We start from the raw sequence: 18,305 nt of genomic DNA on the forward strand, positions 1-18,305 counted from the left end.
GCAGTCAGGACGGGCCCCGGTCGCTGGAGGACAGCGGCCGGGGTTCTGTGCATTCACACGACGGAGGGATGAGGCGGGATGGGCCTGAAGCAGTCAGTGGTCATCGTCAACGAGTTCAGTGTGCCGCTGCCCGGCGGCAAGGGGTCCCGGGGCGGCACCCCCGGCGACTACGTCACCCGGTACATGGCGCGCGAGCAGGCGACTGAGTCGCTCGCGCCGATCCAGCGGCTGCGCACGGACGACTTCATCCTGCGCTACATGGCCCGCGAGAGCGCGGTCGAGCGCGCCGGGACGAGCAGGGTCGAGGCCAAGACGATAATGCGCCAGGCCCAGGGCGATGGCGGCGTGGCCTTCGGCTACGGCTCAGTGTCGCTCTCCGACGAGCAGCTGCGGGCTGCATCCCGGGACATCCAGAAACACTTCGAGAGCGGCAAGACGGTGCTGAAGACCGTGCTCTCCTTCGATGAGGAATACCTGAAACGGCACCGCATCGTCGGCGAGGACTTTCACTGCGAAGGCCGCGGGGACTACCGCGGCCACATCGACCAGATGAAGCTGCGGATGGCGATCATGCACGGGCTGGAGCGGATGAGCTCGGGCACGAGCGGTTTCGACGACCTGCGCTACGTCGGCGTGATCCAGGTCGACACCGAGCACGTCCACTGCCACCTGGCGATGGTCGACGCCGGACACGGCCACCTGGCCAAGGACGGCACCCAGCGGGGCAAGCTTCTGGACCGGCACAAGTCCCGGTTGCGGCGCGGCGTGGACGCCTGGCTGGACGAGAAGCAGGCCGTCGCGCACCTGTCCAGCGCCGTCGGTTACGAGCGCAGGAACGTGACGACCTTCATCAAGCGCTGGGCACACGAGCGCATGCGCTCAGAGGCCCTCCCCCAGTTCCTGTTGGCCTGCCTGCCCGCCGACCGCTCGCTGTGGCGCGCCGGAACCAACGATCTGCGGATGCGCAAAGCCAACCGTCTGGTCTCCGAGCTGGTGGCCGAGCAGCTGGAGCGGCCGGGCTCTCCGCTGCCGGCGGCAATGGAGAGGGTCGTGGAGTACGCCAATCAGCGCCGGGAGGCCGAGGGCCTGCCCACCGACGCGTGGCAGCGCCTGGTCGACGCGGGCCGCAACCAGATCACCGAGCGGGCGGTCAACGGGGTCTACCAGATGCTGCGCGCCCTGCCCGAGGAGGAGCTGCGGGTGCGTACGCCGATGCTTGAGGTGATGGGTATGGACTACGCCGAGATGGCCGCCCTGGCCGCAGAGCGCCAGCAGCAGCACGGCAGCTCGGAGGACGACGTCGTCTCCTTCGGCTTCCGGCTGCGCAGCTATGCCTCCCGCCTGCAGCATCACAAGTCCAAGGCCAGCGCCTACCGCGACCTGGCCCGGCAATGGGAGCGTGCCGAGAAGGCCGAAGTGGCCGTAGAGGACTCCCGGCCGCTCTACGACTTCTACCGCTACGAAGAGGACTGGCACCGGCGGGTGATGAGCAAGTACCAGCACTTCCTGCCGTTTGTCGGCGACGCCAGCCAGTGGTACGCCCAGCAGCAGGAGGTCGCCGCGTACGGCCAGCGCCTGCTCTCGCTGATGGCGCTGCGCCAGGACGCCTCGCTGCAGCGGATGAAGGACGCCGACCAGGCCGAGGAGATGGGCCGCGAGATCTACGGCCAGCCCGGCGGACGGCACCTGACCGCGGGCAAGGCCGGACGGGCGGTGCTGGACGCGCGCATCGAGACGATGAAGCAGGTCTACGACGAACGGCTCCAGGAGCTGCGCACCGACCTGGCCGACTCGGGGCTGGTGCTCGTCGCCGGTCCTGCTGACCAGCGCAGCGCCGTCGCCGGCGGGGATCCGGAGGTCTCCACCCAGCTGTCGATCGAGACCGGGACGGCGCACCCCTTCGACGACGTCAAGGCACTGGACCTGCATCACCTGGGCTACGACTTCGTGGCCGATGTCGAGATCGGCGAGCGGGCCCGGCGGGAGTTCACCGCAGCCGCGGCCGAACGCCGCCGGCTGCTGCTGGCGGCCATGGAGTACCTCGACCAGTCAGGCCAGTCTGAGGCGATCGCCGACCTCCCTGTCGACGACATCGCCGCGATGACCCGGGTCTCGCGGGAACTGGTTCCGGTGGAGGACGGCTCCATGCGGCCGCTTCTGCGTTCGAGGATCGCGGCGCTGCGCGAAGAGCAGGAACAGGCGGCCCGGATGCGCCGTTCGAAGGCCTCCTCGCTCGACGCCGGCCTGGTGGTGCGTGTCCAGCAGCGGGTCGACGCCGCGGTGGCTGGTGCCGGGGTCCTCCCCGGCCCCGAGCAGGAGCCGGCAGGCCGGTCCGACGGTATCCAGCACGAGTAGGGACACGAGTCGAAAGATCATTCGAATGGTTGCGGAATGCTCTATAGGAGTATTAGTGTATAGAGCAGTTCGGCACTGCACTTCGGGGCTTTGCTCGGACGACGTGAATGATCAAGGCCGTTCTGCCGAGTGGCGGACGGAACGACGAAAGGACGAGATCATGGCACTTCTCAAGGGCAAGGGCGCAATGACCGGGGTCAACCTCATCGCCAAGGTCTATGACAACGGCGCGACCAAGGACGGCAAGTCGCACTACGCCGACATCCAGGTCGACGCCCGCGACTCGCGCGGACCGGAGCAGAGCAACCTGCACCTGAAGTCCGAGCGCGTGAAGGGCCCGGACGGCAAGGAGCGCTTCGCCAACACCGCCCCCTACTCGGTGGGCCAGCTGGAGGAGATCGTCAAGGCCGCGGGCCCGAATACGGAGCCGCTGCTCAACAAGGACGGCGAGAAGGTCGGCACCGTCTACGGCTTCAAGGGCAACGTGATGCCGGCCTCGCGCGGCACCGGTCTGGTGGTCAACACCAAGTCCGTGGAGGCCAGCGACTTCAAGGTCGACGCCAAGACCCTGGACAACCAGTTCGCCTCCATGAAGGCGGCCAAGGAGACCCAGGCGGCTGCCAAGCAGAGCCAGGCCGGTCCGGAGCAGACCGCCCAGGCCGAGCAGGTCGTCGAGGCCGAGGCCCCCGCGGTCGGCTGACACCGATCCACGGCTCAGCAGAACTCATTGAAAGGCCCCCGGAGAAACCTCTCCGGGGGCCTTTCGCATAGAGAGGAACGAATCATCATGGCAGATCTCAGTAAAGGTTCCCAGGGCCGACCGGAGCACGGCCAGCGCCCGACGTCGTACACGCCCGAGCAGCTGGCGGCGATCCGCGGGGCCACCCCCGATACCGGAGAGCAGCGGGGCCCGAGCTCGCAGGCGGGCCTCGGCGCGGTGCGGGGTCCCCGATACAGCTTGCCCTCCTCCCCCGCTCCCGGCCAGCCGGGCTCGAGGTTCAACCCCAACGTGGTCGAGCGGCGGCCGCGCCCGCAGGCTGAGCCGGCACCGGGGATGATCACTTCAGCGGATGTGCCGAAGCCGGAATCGTCCCGGCAGGAGCAGCCCCAGGCGAAGCAGGCCCATGCCGGCGGCACGGTTCAGGGTCCGGTGAAGGTCCCGCTCACCCAGCGGGCCGCCGGGTCGAAGGTCGGACAGGCCGTGCAGTCCGCGGGCCTCCGCGAGGGAGCCAGGCGGCTCGGCACCGAGGCCATGCAGGATGCCGCGGCCCACGCCCAACGTGCCCAGCAGTCTGGTGCATCGACCAGGGGCGTCGCCGCCAGCGCCGCCAGGGGAGCTGCCGTGGGTGCAGCCCGCGGGCTGCACACGGAGCTGGCCGGACATGGCGGACAGAAGGCCCCCCAGGGCTCCGCTGCCGGGGCGGACCTGGTCGGGCGGATGGGCTCGGTTGTCGGCCGTGGTGCTCAGGAGCAGCTGCCGGGCACCTCGCCGCAGGGACGGAAGCCGGTCAGCGAGAGGTACGACTATCAGTTCGAGGGCCAGGGCGGGCCCGAGGGCACCGAGCAGCAGCGCGGGGCCTGAGACAGGCACGGAGGAGGAGAAGGCTATGGCGACGAACGATCCCAGCCCACTGAGCGGCACGAGCCTGCTGGAGCTGGGCCTGGACGAGATCACGGCCCCGGACGAGGGCAAGGACATGTGGGCGGAGGCCGGGCGCGCACTGGTCGACCGCGTGGGTGCCTCGATGCGTCAGCAGCGGGAGGCGAACGAGCGGGCACGGCGCGACCGGGAGTCCAGCAGGCCGCTGAGCGAGCGGTACGACTACCAGTTCGAGCAGGATGGGGCTTCGTCCCAGGAGGACCGCCAGCCGGGGCTGTGACAGCACCCCTACGGAGTGAATGGCCAGGAGGCCCCCGGATATGAGTCCGGGGGCCTTTCGCTGTCCTATCACAGTCGAGCCGAATGGTGCCATGATAGACTTTTGACTGATCTATCAGATGAATTCAAGTCTTGGCGAGAGGTCTTCCACGGCATGTTCCATGAAGTGCACCTGAATGAGGGCTATCCGCTCCTGTCGAAGCTGTCGGACCCGCTCAAGAGGGCCGAGCGCGAGATCGTCGGCCGCGAGCACGAGAAGCTCCAGCTGCTGGCCTCGATGAGCAGGCCGGAGCTCTGCAACGCCCTGCTCCTGGCCGAGGCAGGTACGGGTAAGACCGCTCTCGTCCAGGCCACGATGGCCGCTGACGCCGAGCGGCTCTATCTCGAGGTCGATCCGTCCCGGATGATCTCCGAGGCCGGCGACTCGGACCGCATGGCCGCCATGCTCAAGGGCTTCTTCGACGAGGCCGAGCACTTCGTGGCGGACGAGAAGCAGGAGCTGGTCCTGTTCATCGACGAGTTCCACCAGATCATCCAGCTTTCCGATGCTGCGGTTGAGGCGATCAAGCCGGTGCTGGCGGCTTCCGGGGCACGCGGCATCCGAATCATCGCCGCGACGACCTATGACGAGTTCCACAGGCACATTGCGCCGAATCAGCCGCTGGTTGAACGGCTGCAGCGCATCAACCTGACGCCGCCGGACCAGGAGACGACGATCCGGATTCTGCAGGGCATGGCCGAGCACTACGACGTCGCCGACCAGTTCTACGACGACCACATCTACCGGCAGATCTATGAGTACACCACGCGCTACATGCCGGCGAGCTCGCAGCCGCGCAAGTCGATCCTGGTGCTGGACAGCATGGTTGGCTGGCACCGCCTCACCAAGCGGGCGCTGGACCGCGATCTGCTCTCGGACGTGCTCCAGGAGTCTCTGGGCGTCAACGTTGCCTTCAAGGTCGACGGCGCGAAGATCAAGGAGCAGCTGGACTCGAAGGTGTTCAGCCAGGACCTGGCCACGCGTGCGGTCGCGCGGCGGCTGCAGCTGTCGGTCGCGGACCTGAACGACAAGGGCCGGCCGGAGGCCTCGCTGCTGTTCACGGGGTCGACCGGTGTGGGTAAGACCGAGCTTGCCAAGCAGCTGGCACGGCTGCTCTTCGGTGACGACCAGCGCCACCTGATCCGATTCGACATGTCCGAGTACGCCCAGGACTCCTCGATGGACCTGTTCCGCTCCGAGCTGACGAAGCGGGTCTGGGACCTCTCGCACGCCGTACTGCTGTTCGACGAGGTCGAGAAGGCCTCGGCGATGGTCACCCGCCTGCTGCTGCAGGTGCTCGACGACGGCCGGCTCTCCGACGACAACAATCGCGAGGTCAGCTTCCTGAACACCTACATCGTCATGACGACGAACGCAGGCTCGGAGATTTACAAGACCATCGCGCAGTACGCGGCCGACGACACGGGCTCGGGCGAGCAGCTGCTGAAGTACGACAAGCTCATCCGCCGCTCGATCACCGAGACCTCGGCGGATAACCGCTTCCCGCCCGAGCTGCTGGGCCGTATCGACGCCATCGTCCCGTTCCAGCCGCTCTCTGAGGACACGCAGCGCAAGATCGTGCGCAACAAGCTGCGCCACATGGTGCAGGAGGTCCTCATCAAGCACAACGTGCGGGTAGACATCGACCAGAGGGTCCTGCAGTACCTCATCGACGACAAGGGCGACACCGACTCCAATGCCGGCGGTGCCCGTGGCGCGGTGGCGAAGATGACCGACGAGGTCACCACCGGAGTGGCGACGTTCATCAACGAGCATCCCTCTGAGCGGCGGATCCGGATCGACGTCGTCGGCGAGCTGGCGAGCGACCACAAGGACATGCTCACCTCCGATGCGTGCATCGAGGTGAGCGCCGTGCGCTGATCTGCGCCAGCGGCCATTGTGGGTCATTCGGCGTCGTGTCGAATTGTCTATCATTGCACCTATCGACTCATAAGCGATAGGATACTCATAAACCAGGCGAACTGCGTTTCATCATCGAAGGGATCGACACCAATGGGCATTCTGGGCACGGCTGCGGGAAGCCGGAACAAGGATCGGAAGAAGAAGCCTGACGAGCTGCTGTCGTCCGTGGTCAGGGAGACGGCGATCCCCGCAGCAGTCGAACTGCTGCGGTCGAACGCGAAGTTCGTCTTCCCCAGCGGCACGGCGTGGGTCATGCTCGTGCTGGCCGCCGAGTCCATCGGCGGGCTGAGCAAGCGGCACGGCCGCGACGAGGCGAAGGGCTCGCTCATCGAGCTCATTGACTCCGACCAGATCAAGACCGTCGCCACGGCAGAGATGTTGGGCGAAGAGGTCTTCGGCATCATCCCCAACACGGAGACGCTTGCGCGCATGGAGGAGTACTCGCTCCTGGCTGGCGCGGAGTACTCCTGGGCCGTCGTCTGGCAGAAGCCCAGCGGCGAGCTGCTGGTGGACCTGGTCGCCGAGGCCACGTTCAAGCAGGCCCAGGAGGTCGCTTCCGGCACGCTGAGCCTCGAGGAGGCTGTCGGAGCGCAGGCCTGGCGCGAGCACAGCGGCGTCACCACCGACGAGCCCGGGACCCGTCCCGCGGCGGACGCGGACGCTGTTGCTGCCGTGGATACCGCCGACGAGGGTGACCCGATCTTCGACTCGATCTCCGGCGGGGACGAGGGTGCCGGTGACGAGCCGGTCTTCGACGCTGCGGGCGATGAGCCCGTGTTCGACGACGAAGCCGTCGACTTCGGAGACGAGGACGCGGCCCCGGTTGCGGTGGAGCCGGAGCCCGGCTTCGACGGCACGGCCGGCTTCGAGGAGTTCGACGAGGAGTCCGGTCCCGTGACCGCCGACGATACGGCGTACGCCCCGGCCGAGGAGGAAGCCGTCCTGCTGGAGAACCAGGAGCAGGTGCGTGAGGTCATTGCACGCCGCTTCCTCTCCGAGGACCTGGACCTCGACGTGCGCCTGGACGAGTTCAATGCGACCTTCGCCATCGGCGCGCCGGTCGTGCAGATCGAGGTGCCGCAGGGTGCGACCGAATGGCTCGGCGACCAGGTCGCCCAGCTCAACCGGCAGGCCAACGCCGACCTTGCCCAGCTGCGGTGGGCGCACGAGGACGAACTGCGCACGCTGTACGTGAACCTCATGTCGGCCCACGTCGAGCAGGTCATCCGTGACGTGGCCACCGACCGCGAGGGCTCGCGCTACAAGGCACTCAAGGACGGCACCGAGGCGGCGCACCGCGAGCGGGAGTCCGAGAAGGAACAGCGGATCCGCACCCGCAAGGCCGAGATCGTCCAGGACTACGAGGCCCAGGCGAAGAAGCTCGCCGAGCAGGCCGCCCTCCAGGCGGAGATCCAGTACAAGGAGCGCAACCGCTCCCGCATGGAGCGCGAGCAGGCCGACGCCGTCGCCGAGATCGAGCGGGTGCTCGAGAACTCCTACTCGCACGACCGCCAGGAGATCCTGCGCGTGCGCCGCTCCGACGCCGCCCTGAAGATGCAGGTCGGCACTACGCGGATCTTCGAGGTCCTGGCCGAGAAGCAGAAGGCCTACCTCGAGGCCGAGGAGCAGCGTCTGGGGCAGTGGAAGGCCGAGATCCAGCGGATCGTCGACGACAACCGCAAGGCGGACATCGCCCAGGCCGAGGCTCTGGCAGAGCACCAGCGCACCACCGACGAGATCGGCGTCCTGCGCCGCGAGCAGGAGGCGCTGCTGGAGTCGATCCGCAACGAGCACGCCGACCGCATCCGCCGGATGGAGGACGAGCTCGACCGCAACCGCAAGGACGCGATCACGCAGATGCAGGCCCGCGAGACGGAATGGCAGCACAGCCTGTCCCTCGAGAAGGAGAAGACCGACTCGGCCACGCAGCGCAACACGGACCTGCTGCAGCAGATGGAGGTTGTCGAGGACTCGGTCAAGCGCCGTTACGAGGCGCGGCTGGAGGAAATGGCTGCGGACAAGGAGTCCTACGCCAGCGAGCTGGCAAGGGCTTCGGAGATCCAGAGCCGCTACAACAAGATGCTCATCGCCCTGATCGTCGCGCTGCCCGTGCTCGGCGGCCTCGCCGGCTTCATCGGCGGGGCGGCCATGGGCGGCTGATCCGACTCGGAGATCGACGGGGGTCTGACGGCGCATGGGGCTCGCACCCCGTGCGCCGTCGGCGTCTTCCGGATCACAACAGGCGCAGGACACACAGACACACGCGGAAACAGGCAGGGAGAACCATGGCAGGCAGCAAGCGCAGGGCGGCACGGCCCAAGGCCAGCGGCTGGGAGAAGATCTCGGCGCGTCGGCCGGAGGAGACGCTGACGAACCGGGACGTCTATGAAGACCAGCAGCTGGACCGCGGCGAGCGGCTGAGCAAGAAGTCGAACACGTCGGGCCTCGCGCTCGCCGGCGTCGCCGGCCTGCTGGTCGCGATCGTGGCGTGGGTGCTGTACTCGGTCATTGCTACGGCAGTGCTCACGCTCGGGGCGACGATGGGCGGTGGCCTGGGCGGAAACAGCAGCGGAAAGCCGGACTCGTACTACGTGGAGGACACTACGACAGGCCAGGGCGGGGCCCCGATGACGTGCTACCGCGCCGTCAACGAGAAGGGTAACCCCGAGATCGGCTCGAAGTGCTACCCGGATCTCAAGGACGTCCCGGTGCCAGCGTGGTGGACCCACGCAGGCAGCGCCGCCCAGGACGCCCCGGAGGCTGACCAGGGGGCCACGCCCACGGCGACGAACGTGGGCGGGCAGCTGGGGTCCGTCACCGGGTTCAAGCTCTTCCTGACGCTGGGATCGGGCGCGCTGGTCATGATCATGATCTCCACCTGGACCGGACGCCAGGTCGCCAAGCACAACGCGACGGTCGACCACACGGACATCAACGACCACCGCAACGACCAGCACATCGCGCTGCCGGAGGAGGTCCAGCAGAACTACGACTGGTTCCCGGACGCCGGTGCGCACTCGGGGGTGCAGGTCAGCTCCATGATCAGTCACATGATGCTCAGCAAGAAGGGGCTGGGCACGGTCAAGGTCTCCCGGCGCGCAGAGTCCGACGTGATTGACCAGGACGGCAACGTCGTCTACTACAAGGGTGAGGTCATGGACGGCGACGACGGCGAGCCGCTGGTCGAGACCCTGCCGCTGATCGACGAGGAGTTCGGCGAGGCGCTCTTCGACGCCTCGGGCCTGCCCCGGGACAAGCGGCTGCGCCGGAAGTATGACGCAACGGTGATCCCGTACAACCCGCCGACCGAGGAGAGCCGGCGCAAGGCCAAAGAGGCGATGGACCCTGGGAAGCTCCAGGGCGCGAACCGTGACAAGCTCGGGCCCTACCGTACGGTGTCGGACCTGATCACTGATGATTGGGAGTTCCCGGCGTACGAAGTCCAGCGCCCTGCCGGTGCCTACATCGTCGACACTGCTCCCGTGAACACGATGGTGCTGGCCATCACCCGGGCGGGCAAGGGCCAGACCTACATCGAGCCGATGATCGACATGTGGTCGAGGGAGAAGGAGCCCTCGAACATGGTCATCAACGACCCCAAGGGCGAGCTGCTCGTCAAGAACTACATCCCGCTGGTCACGCGCGGCTTCGAGCCGGTGCAGTTCAACCTGATCAACGCGATGAAGACCGACATCTACAACCCGCTGGGCATGGCCGCCGACGCCGCCCGCGAGGGCGACTCGACCAAGTGCGCGCTCTACATCGAGAACATCGGCGAGGTTTTCTTCCCGCTGGACGGCGGTGAGGACCCGGTCTGGCCGAACGCGGCGAACAACGCCTTCAAACGGGCCGCCTACGGTCTCATCGACTACTACCTCGAGGAGGAGCGTGAGCTGCGCGAGTACGCAGCAGCCACCGGCATGGACCCGGGCACGCTGGAGCAGCGGCTGGACGACATGTGGGGAAAGGTCACGCTGTACAACTGCTACCAGCTCTTCGTGCAGCTGACCTCGAAGAAGTGGAAGAACCCCGCTGCCGAGCTGGAGAAGCGCATCAAGAACGGCGAGTTCGAAGAGGACGAGGACGCCCTGGCCGAGGAGCAGGCCAAGGTCGCCGAGAAGGATTTCCTGTGGGAGGGCAAGGCCGAGCAGGACCTGCTCACGCTCTACTTCAACGCCACCCAGGCCCTGCCGCGCAACTCGATGCGCACGCTCGTCGGCAACGCCCACAACGCCCTGGTCGCCATGGCCGGTGCGGAGAAGATGATGTCCTCGGTCTACGGCATCGCGATCACGGGCATGAGCTTCTTCACCGACCCGACGATCTCGACCCTGACCTCGGGTAAGCCGAGCCAGAACACTGACCTGGCGGGCCTGTCCTTCCCGCGGCGGCTGGGCGTGCGGTTCTCGCCGAACTTCATGAAGCGCGACCACCTGCTCGGCCAGATGGCGAGCTGGTCGGCGTACGCGGACCCGATGTTCATCCAGAACCTTGGCAAGGACTTCGAGCACTCGGAGATTGTCGGCCGCGTGGGCTGGGCGCGCTACAACTTCAAGGGAATCTTCCCCGGCGACGAGGCCTGGCTGAAGCTGGAGCTGAAGAACCCGCAGAGCGGCATGCTCGTGCGCACTTTCTACTTCCACTTCCGCAAGAGCTACCAGCTCTCCCTCAACGGCCGGCACTTCGTGGTCGAGCCGGTCACCGGCAAGAAGATCGTGAAGAACGGCGTGCTGCGCGAGCTGCGGCCGGTGCGCGAGGGCGGCACCCGCGACAGGAAGATCCTCTCGTTCCAGCCCGGCGACACGACCTTCCCGAGCCGCAAGCTGGACTTCTCCGGTGGCGGGCACCCCGAGGAGGTCGAGGTCCGGGCGCGCGCGATCACGCAGACGATGGCGCGGTACTCGGAGTCGCCCAAGGCGGTCTTTCTCGTCACTCCCCCGCACCTGATGAAGTACGCCAAGCTGATCCTGATCCTGGTCAAGCAGCTGGTGGACGTCTCGTTTGACCAGTCGTACATGACCAAGTCGAACCAGAAGCCGCTCTACCGCACCCGGTTCATGCTCGACGAGCTCGGCAACCTGCAGTCCGACGGCAACGGCATCGCCGGCTTCGAGACCATGCTCTCCATCGGCCTCGGCCAGGAGCAGCAGTTCACGCTTATCCTGCAGACGCTGCAGCAGCTGCGCGACGTCTACGGCGAGTCGGTCGACAAGATTGTGCAGGGAAACACGAGCAACATCGTCTTCCTCAAGTCGACCGACGACTCGATGATCGAGACGCTGGAGAAGATGAGCGGCAAGACCCACCGTACCCACGCCAGCTCGAAGCAGATCACGCAGAACTTGGACAAGGTGGTCGGCGGGAAGACGGACGGAGCGATTTCGCGCACCTGGTCGACGGAGGAGGAGCCGCTGATCAAGTACAACGATTTCGCCTTCCTCTCGCCGCGCAACTCGATCGTGCTGCGCGCCGGCGACGCGCCGGTCTGGAACCGCAACGAGACGATCCTGCCGATGTCATTCAAGCTGCTCGGCAACACGATCACCCACCCGGGGCACGAGTACTCGCTGCAGACGATCCCCACGCTCAGCTCCGCGATGGAGTTCGACGTGCGCATGAACCAGCCGGACTTCGTCAAGATGCTCGACAAGCGCATGGCCCAGGCGGTCAGGGCGGCCGACGCCAAGACGCTCTACCAGGAGACGTACGACTACAAGGACATCGACATCGAGCGCCTTGACCCGGACGTCTACTCGGACGAGGTCATGGAGGTCATCACGCGCATGGTTTTCACCGACGAGAGTGGCGACCCCAACGCCCCGGTGGTCGTGGACCCGGACGACTACGAGGCCATGATGCTGGGCAACGACGAGGAGTTCCTGGAGGACGTGGAGGTGGCCGCGACCGTGGCTGCCCACCAGGCGACGCAGAAGGACCACAAGCGCCTGGTCTACGCCGAGGGCACGGTCAGCAAGGAGATGCTGATCAATCTCGACGGCTCGGCGAAGGTTAAGGCCCTGGACCTTGAGATCGGTGAGGCGTACAAGACCGCGCTGGTGGAGATGCAGCGGGACCGCGAGCACTTCTCAGTCGGCGGGGACGGCGAGCTGCGCAGCGCCGACGGGTCGAAGACCTACATCAGCCAGGTCCGCTCCGATGCCTACACCGACGCCGCCCGCAGGATCAACGGCCAGATCAGCGACGAGGGCTCGCGCGTGTTCGCCGAGCAGGACGTGACCGAGGAGGATCTGCGGTCGCTGGCCACGGTCAAGGTGCACGCCGCCTTTTACACTTACCTGGCCTCGCTGCCCAGCTGGGAGGTCCTGGCCGATGGGGCTTTCGACCGGGCCATGGCCGTTGAGATGAAGTCCCGGGGGTAGTGCCGGCGGGTCTATTCGCTCCGTGCCGGGACGGTCGATGCAATTCGACTGTCCCGGCATTCGTCTTTTGGCTCGCTTCTGACTCATCTATCGCTTCCATTCGAATCATCTGCGTATGATCTATACATAGTTATGTCCCCGAGCGTCCACAGGAGGCTGAGTAGCAATGAAGAAGGCACACGGACTGAGGCGGTACTTCTACGAGTACGTCTTCTACAAGGCAGTCGAGCAGGCCCGGGAGCAGAGCGGGGAGATCATTCCGATCTCCCAGGCGAAGGCCATCCGTGCACGGGTCGACCAGATCCTCGGCCAGCGCGGAACCGCCCTGGCTGATCCCGGACTCGGCGTCACCGCGTGTCTGACTGCGATCGACACGGCCTTCTCCGAGCGCGTCCCGGACTACGAGCCGCAGTTCGGCGACCACTCCCCCGCCAACGAGCGCTACCAGACGCTGCAGCGCGAGTTCACCCGTGCCACGGGCGTCGGAGCGGAGATCGACCCGCGTTCGGCGCGGCTGCCGATCAGCCCTTACGACCCGGCCTGGTCCGAGCGCGCGACGGTGAAGCGCGCAGGTACCGAGCTGCTGTACATTCCCGACGAGACGATCGTGAAGAACGCCGGCGGCGAGGTGGAGTCCTTGTCTGAGCCGCGCCGCGGGAACATGACGCTCTGGCGGCTCGACGAGGACAGTAAGCCGTACGAGGCCGGCCGTGCCATGACCAACGACGACGCCGCAGGCCTCACGGCGCTCATGGACAAGATGAGCCGCCAGGAGTACGACCAGGTCCGCGAGTGGGTCATCGACGGCGGACGCGACCCGCAGACCGGCCGCGTTGACCGCAACCGTTTCATGTCCCAGCGGGCGGTGGCACGCTCGGCGGCGTTGCTCGAGGAGCTGAAGTCCCAGGGCGTGGCCTACGAGGTCCTGCGCGACCGTGAGCCCGGACAGATCAAGGCCCGGATCTCCGGGACCGGCATGGAGATCCGTCTCACTGACACGCGCCAGGAGGAGTACGCCGGGGCGCGCATCTACGACAACGGAACGGTGCTGCGCTACAGCACCAATCACCGGGTGCCCGGCGGCATGGCCGTGCCCGCCCCGACTCCCGAGGACGCCGTGCGGCTGCTGCGTTTCGCCCAAGGCCTGCCCATCGAACGCGAGGACCGTCCCGGCACGGTGGTTGGCGTCGTCGGCTCCAGCCACCCCGAGCATGGCCGCGGCCGCTCCCTCATCGACGTGCCGGACAGCTATCACGTCGACCGCGAGAGCATGTTCGTCGTCGCGGACTATGTCGTCCCCGGTGAGAGCGCCCCGCGCCCCGGGTCCAAGGTCATGCTGCGCCGGGATGCCAAGAACCGCTCCCTGCCGACCTTCTTCGTGGACGCAGAGCCGGCCGAGGCCTACGGTCGCGAGGCCGTGGACACCGCGCGGGAGAACCTGCGCGCCGCCCTGGGCGTCGAGGAGCTGATCCTGCGCGCGGAGTCTGAGCTGCAGCGCACCGAGGGCGCGCTCGACGAGATCGAGCCCCCGGAGTATGCCTCTGACCCCGAGGTCGCGGCGATCCAGCGCTCTTACTGGGACGTGCTCACCGGAGCACGCAGCGAGCTGCTGCGTCCGGGCGCGACCGAGGAGATGTACCAGGAGCGCCTGGAGGAGATCGGCGAGCTGCAGGCCGGTGAGCTTCCGGACCTGGGCAACCTCGTCTATGGTGGCACGGCCGCCGACAAGGTCCGTGCGCACGCTGATGACGTTCCGTTCGAGCTGGTCGGCACCTGGGATGCCGAGCCGCACCTGATCGACGGTGAGTGGCTCGACCAGCGCTTCGACCCCGCCCGCGTCGCCAAGTACATGACCAGCCCGACCGGCCAGTGGTCTAACCTGGACAACCTCGCCTCGGCGCTGCGCCGCTGCGGGGTGCCTCCCACCGAGCTCATGGGTACCAGCTTCCAGGCGACCCGCTTCAAGGACCGGATCGTCTCCTTCCATGCGGCCACCGCCGCCCCCATCGCCGAGCATCCCTCGGAGTTCATGCGCCGGATCGGTCAGACCGTCCGGGAGAGCATCGAGCGCAACGCCGCGACGCCGGGTGAGATCCTGGTCGACGCGCAGGGCGTCATCAGCTGGACCGCCGAAAAGCTGCGTCGTGACGGCAAGGCCACGCCGGTCTCCGGTGAGATCGGCCAGGTCTTCGATGTCGGCAGCCATGGGGAGATTGTCACGCGCTTCGCCAGTGGCGAGAACGCGCTGATCGTCCCCGGCTACGAGGCGCGGATCAAGGCCCAGACCCCGGGCGAGGCCCCCAAGTCGGTCGAGGAGCGCACGGTGCTGCGCGGCTACGAACAGCTGATGCACGAGCGCATCCAGTACCAGCTTGCCGGTGACCTCGTCTCCGGCCGCAGCCGGACCGGCGTGCCGGCCTCGCTGAACGCGGTGTACTCGCAGCTCTACGGCACCAAGCACCCGGTTGACTTCATCGAACGGGCCACGACGTATGAGGTCGACCCTGCCACCGGCAAGGCCACCGCACGGCTGGACGAGTGGACGGCCTCGATCCTCGAGACCGAGGCCAAGCGCGTGCGCTACTCCAACGAGATCAAGCAGGGCTCGACGATCTACGCTGAGTACCGCGCCGAACGCGATCGCACCGACCCGGCCGACGACAACGTCTTCGACGCCTGGCGGCTCACCGGTGGACGGAACATGACGGTGCTCACGGGAACCGACCGTAACCATGTGACGGCTCCCGGCGGCTTCTTCGATCCGGTGATGACCGGCGGCGCGACCAACCAGGGCATCGTGCGCTACCTCACCGAGGACGCCGCCGTGCGCCCCGACGGCACGATTGAGCCGGGTGACCCGGAGACCGTGACCGGCTCCCGCGCCCCGCTGATGAGCCGGCCGGAGCTGGAGACGCTGCGCTATGACCCGTTCGACCGCCAGCAGATGACGGCCTCGACGATCATGCAGTCTTCCGAGGTGACGAAGCCGACCGGCACCGCTCTGATGACCTTCGGCGGCTGGACGGCCGACGACCCGATCGTGGTGTCGACGGAGTTCTCCGAGCGGCACCGCATCCGCGGGGCCGGTGGCCAGCTGCGCGACCTCGTCGTGGGCGACAAGATCAGCGATCTGCACGGCAACAAGGGTGTCGTCTCTCTGGTGGTCGACCGCCACATGGACCCGGACGAGGCGCGTGCCCAGGGCCTGGAGCAGGAGGTGGCCTGGTTCAGGGAGAACCCGGGCATCGACGTGGTGATGAGCCCGTTCTCGCTGATCTCCCGCCGCAACGCCGGATCGGCGCGCGAGCTGATGGGTGGTGCCGTGGGCGACATCCGCCGCCCGGCCGTCCAGGGCCCCGATGCCGGGCCGGTCGACGGAGGGTTGGGCGAGATGCGGTTCGTGGTCACCCACATGGCTGTCGACGAGAAGACCAAGATCTACGACGACGAACAAGTGCGCGCCGGCAAGGGGCGCAAGGCCTCCTCGCAGCTGGCCTGGGCGCTGCAGTCCCAGGACTGCCCGGCGATCATGCGCGAGTTCTACGGCCACAACTCCGGTGCCGAGTCGAACCTGCGCGAGTATCTGCTGGTGGCGGGACTGGACATGGAGGCCGACGGCACCCTGCGTGTCGTGGGCCAGGCCGAGAGTGTCGACGAGCGGCCCGAGCGCCGTCTGATCCCGATGCCGGAGCTGATGCGCACGCAGCCGCGCAGCGAAGGCGCGACGCCGGGGCTGAACACCACGGCCATGCGCAAGTCCTTCGGCGACCTGATCGGCGATCGTGGCGGCGACATGGAAATCCCCTTTCCGCTGACCTACCCGACGAGTCAGCTGACCGAGACGGTCAGCGCGACTTCGTGGAAGCTGCCGGTGCTCTCTTCGCACCTGCGCAGCGGCCAGGAGTTCGACGACGGCACGTCCGTCACGCACGACTACACGCGCAGCTATCAGGACGTCTTCGTCGAAGCCTGCCGCTACCGGTACATGGCCGAGCAGCTGGATGACCACGGCCTGTCGCCGGACAAGCGCGCCGAGGTGCGCCGGGGCATGAGCGAGTCTGTCTCGCGGGCCCAGCGTGCCTTCGAGGCGATCACCACGGACGTGCAGAACCGCGTGCTGACCGGCAAGAACAACATCTTCAAGACCGGGCTGATGAGCTCGCGCCTGTCGGACTCGGCCACGATGGTCTGGACCGCCGACCCTCGGCTGGACATCGATCAGATCGCTCTGAGCTCGGTCAAGGCCGAGCAGCTGGGCCTGGCCGAAGGCGATCACGCGCTGGTCTGGCGCGACCCGGTCCTGCGCGACGCCGGCGTGCGCTACATGCGCGTGGCGATCGACGACCGGCTCACCGGCGCGGCGATCAACCCGGTGATGGACCAGTGCTTCGACGGCGACTTCGACGGTGACGCGGTCGCCGTCGTGAGGCTGCACAGCGAAGCCGCCAAGGCCGAGGCGATGGCCAGGCTCTCGGTCGGAGCGAACCTCCTGGACACCGGCGTGGTGAAGGCCGACGGCTCGCACCCGCTGGCCATGCAGGTCTCGCTGGACACCCAGGTGGCAATGTCCAAGAGCCCGGAGCTGGCGGAGAGCCTTGAGAGTGCCGTCAGGGAGGCGAACCGCCTGCGGTTCGTCAGCGATCCGCACGAGGTTGCCGCCGGCCACGAGGTCCTCGTCGAGGAGCTCAGCGATCTCTATCGCTCAGCACAGCGCGGCGAGTTCGGCTCGGCGCTGACCTTCAGCAGCCGCGAGGCGCACCTGCAGAGCGTGCGTGAAGTCTGCGTCGAGACCGGGGCCAAGGGCAGCGAGAAAAAGCTCGCGGACTACTCCCGCAACCTCGGCGACGAGCAGGGCACGCCGGGCATCACGCAGGAGGACCAGGAGGCCTCGATGTTCGCCACGGCGATCAAGGCCCACGGCACGGGACTGGGTGGCTCGTTCTCCCAGCGTGCGGTGCGCGCCCTGCGTGGCGCTGACCTGAAGGCGGTGCTTGAGGTGACCTATCCGGTGACCCAGTCGATCCTGCAGGCCAAGCACGACGCTGCGGAGGCACGGCACAAGTACGAGATGCTGCAGGGTCCCGGGCGCGATCTGTGGCGCGGCCGCAAGCTCGAGCACCCCGGCCCCGGCCAGTGGCGTCCCGAGTTCGCCGACGGCGAGGCTGTCCAGGCCACGGCCGAGGAGTGGGAGGCCCAGTTCGTCGAGTTCTACGAGGCCAAGGACGGGTTCAACGTTTCGGTCAACCCGGACTGCGTCGCCCGTGTGGCCCGCGCGCTGGAGGACCCGAAGTCGGGCCTGGTGCGCAACCTCGAGGAGGACCCGTCCCTGGCGGGCACGGTGATGGACCGTATGGCCTACGGCGGCGACTTCGAGGCGCTGGTGCAGGTCGCGAAGAACCGCGAGAGCGTCTTCGACGGCGAGAAGAACGAGCAGTTCGCCTCAGCGGGCACCCGCCGTGCCCGGGCCGCGGCGGCGCGCGAGCTCGACGCGTTCGCGGCGCACGGCCTCGACGGGCTGGACGGCCTGGACTCCGCGGAGGCCGCGGTGGATGCCTCGGTCCTCAAGCGTGACGTGCTCGCGCAGACCGGGGACGGGGCCGCCAGGGCGCGCGGTGCCAGCCGGCGCTCGGCACACGCCGTCGGCGTGGGCGGCCGTCGCCCGGCCTGGACGCCGAGCTACGAGACCGGGCAGCAGCAGAATGACGACGACTATGGACTGGGAGGCTGA

8 protein-coding genes are annotated in these 18,305 nt (G+C 67.4%); 7 read left to right on the forward strand and 1 reads right to left on the reverse strand.

All coding sequences use genetic code 11. From position 1 onward, the window contains the following. Positions 1–78: 78 nt before the first annotated feature. Together mobL and ACNAOT_RS13050 are read left to right on the forward strand one after the other, a co-directional pair. The gene (gene mobL / locus ACNAOT_RS13045) at positions 79–2,355 is read left to right on the forward strand and encodes a relaxase MobL (RefSeq protein WP_160141486.1); all 2,277 of its coding nucleotides are present in this window, start codon (positions 79–81) and stop codon (positions 2,353–2,355) included. A gap of 160 nt (positions 2,356–2,515) precedes the next feature. Further along, positions 2,516–3,055: a hypothetical protein gene (locus ACNAOT_RS13050; protein WP_056387390.1), complete on the forward strand. Its 540-nt coding sequence runs from the start codon at positions 2,516–2,518 to the stop codon at positions 3,053–3,055. Between the two features lie 363 nt (positions 3,056–3,418). On the opposite strand, the gene ACNAOT_RS13055 is transcribed toward ACNAOT_RS13050, so the two are convergent. Next, positions 3,419–3,946: a hypothetical protein gene (locus tag ACNAOT_RS13055; protein ID WP_420178288.1), complete on the reverse strand. Its 528-nt coding sequence runs from the start codon at positions 3,944–3,946 to the stop codon at positions 3,419–3,421. A gap of 16 nt (positions 3,947–3,962) precedes the next feature. Here ACNAOT_RS13055 and ACNAOT_RS13060 point away from each other — a divergent pair, with 16 nt between their 5' ends. The 5 genes from ACNAOT_RS13060 to ACNAOT_RS13080 all read left to right on the forward strand — a co-directional run bounded on the left by ACNAOT_RS13060 (position 3,963) and on the right by ACNAOT_RS13080 (position 18,305). Continuing rightward, entirely contained in the window at positions 3,963–4,235 is a 273-nt protein-coding gene (locus ACNAOT_RS13060; protein WP_056387396.1) for a hypothetical protein, read from the forward strand. Between the two features lie 153 nt (positions 4,236–4,388). Further along, a complete protein-coding gene (locus ACNAOT_RS13065) occupies positions 4,389–6,155 on the forward strand; it encodes an AAA family ATPase (protein WP_056387398.1) in 1,767 nt (588 codons plus the stop codon). A 132-nt stretch (positions 6,156–6,287) separates the two neighbouring features. Then, the gene (locus tag ACNAOT_RS13070) at positions 6,288–8,357 is read left to right on the forward strand and encodes a hypothetical protein (protein WP_142133567.1); all 2,070 of its coding nucleotides are present in this window, start codon (positions 6,288–6,290) and stop codon (positions 8,355–8,357) included. 125 nt (positions 8,358–8,482) lie between these two features. Continuing rightward, positions 8,483–12,577 (forward strand): type IV secretory system conjugative DNA transfer family protein, encoded by a 4,095-nt coding sequence (locus ACNAOT_RS13075; RefSeq protein ID WP_056387403.1) that lies wholly within the window; start codon positions 8,483–8,485, stop codon positions 12,575–12,577. A gap of 166 nt (positions 12,578–12,743) precedes the next feature. After that, positions 12,744–18,305: a hypothetical protein gene (locus tag ACNAOT_RS13080; protein ID WP_056387406.1), complete on the forward strand. Its 5,562-nt coding sequence runs from the start codon at positions 12,744–12,746 to the stop codon at positions 18,303–18,305.

Source organism: Paenarthrobacter sp. TA1.8, assembly GCF_048595705.1.
GTDB lineage: Bacteria > Actinomycetota > Actinomycetes > Actinomycetales > Micrococcaceae > Arthrobacter > Arthrobacter nitroguajacolicus.

Coding starts and splice junctions, on each gene's coding strand:
- mobL (WP_160141486.1), top strand. CDS start 79: ATGGGCCTGAAGCAGTCAGTGGTCATCGTCAACGAGTTCAGTGTGCCG.
- ACNAOT_RS13080 (WP_056387406.1), top strand. CDS start 12,744: ATGAAGAAGGCACACGGACTGAGGCGGTACTTCTACGAGTACGTCTTC.
- ACNAOT_RS13070 (WP_142133567.1), top strand. CDS start 6,288: ATGGGCATTCTGGGCACGGCTGCGGGAAGCCGGAACAAGGATCGGAAG.
- ACNAOT_RS13075 (WP_056387403.1), top strand. CDS start 8,483: ATGGCAGGCAGCAAGCGCAGGGCGGCACGGCCCAAGGCCAGCGGCTGG.
- ACNAOT_RS13050 (WP_056387390.1), top strand. CDS start 2,516: ATGGCACTTCTCAAGGGCAAGGGCGCAATGACCGGGGTCAACCTCATC.
- ACNAOT_RS13065 (WP_056387398.1), top strand. CDS start 4,389: ATGTTCCATGAAGTGCACCTGAATGAGGGCTATCCGCTCCTGTCGAAG.
- ACNAOT_RS13060 (WP_056387396.1), top strand. CDS start 3,963: ATGGCGACGAACGATCCCAGCCCACTGAGCGGCACGAGCCTGCTGGAG.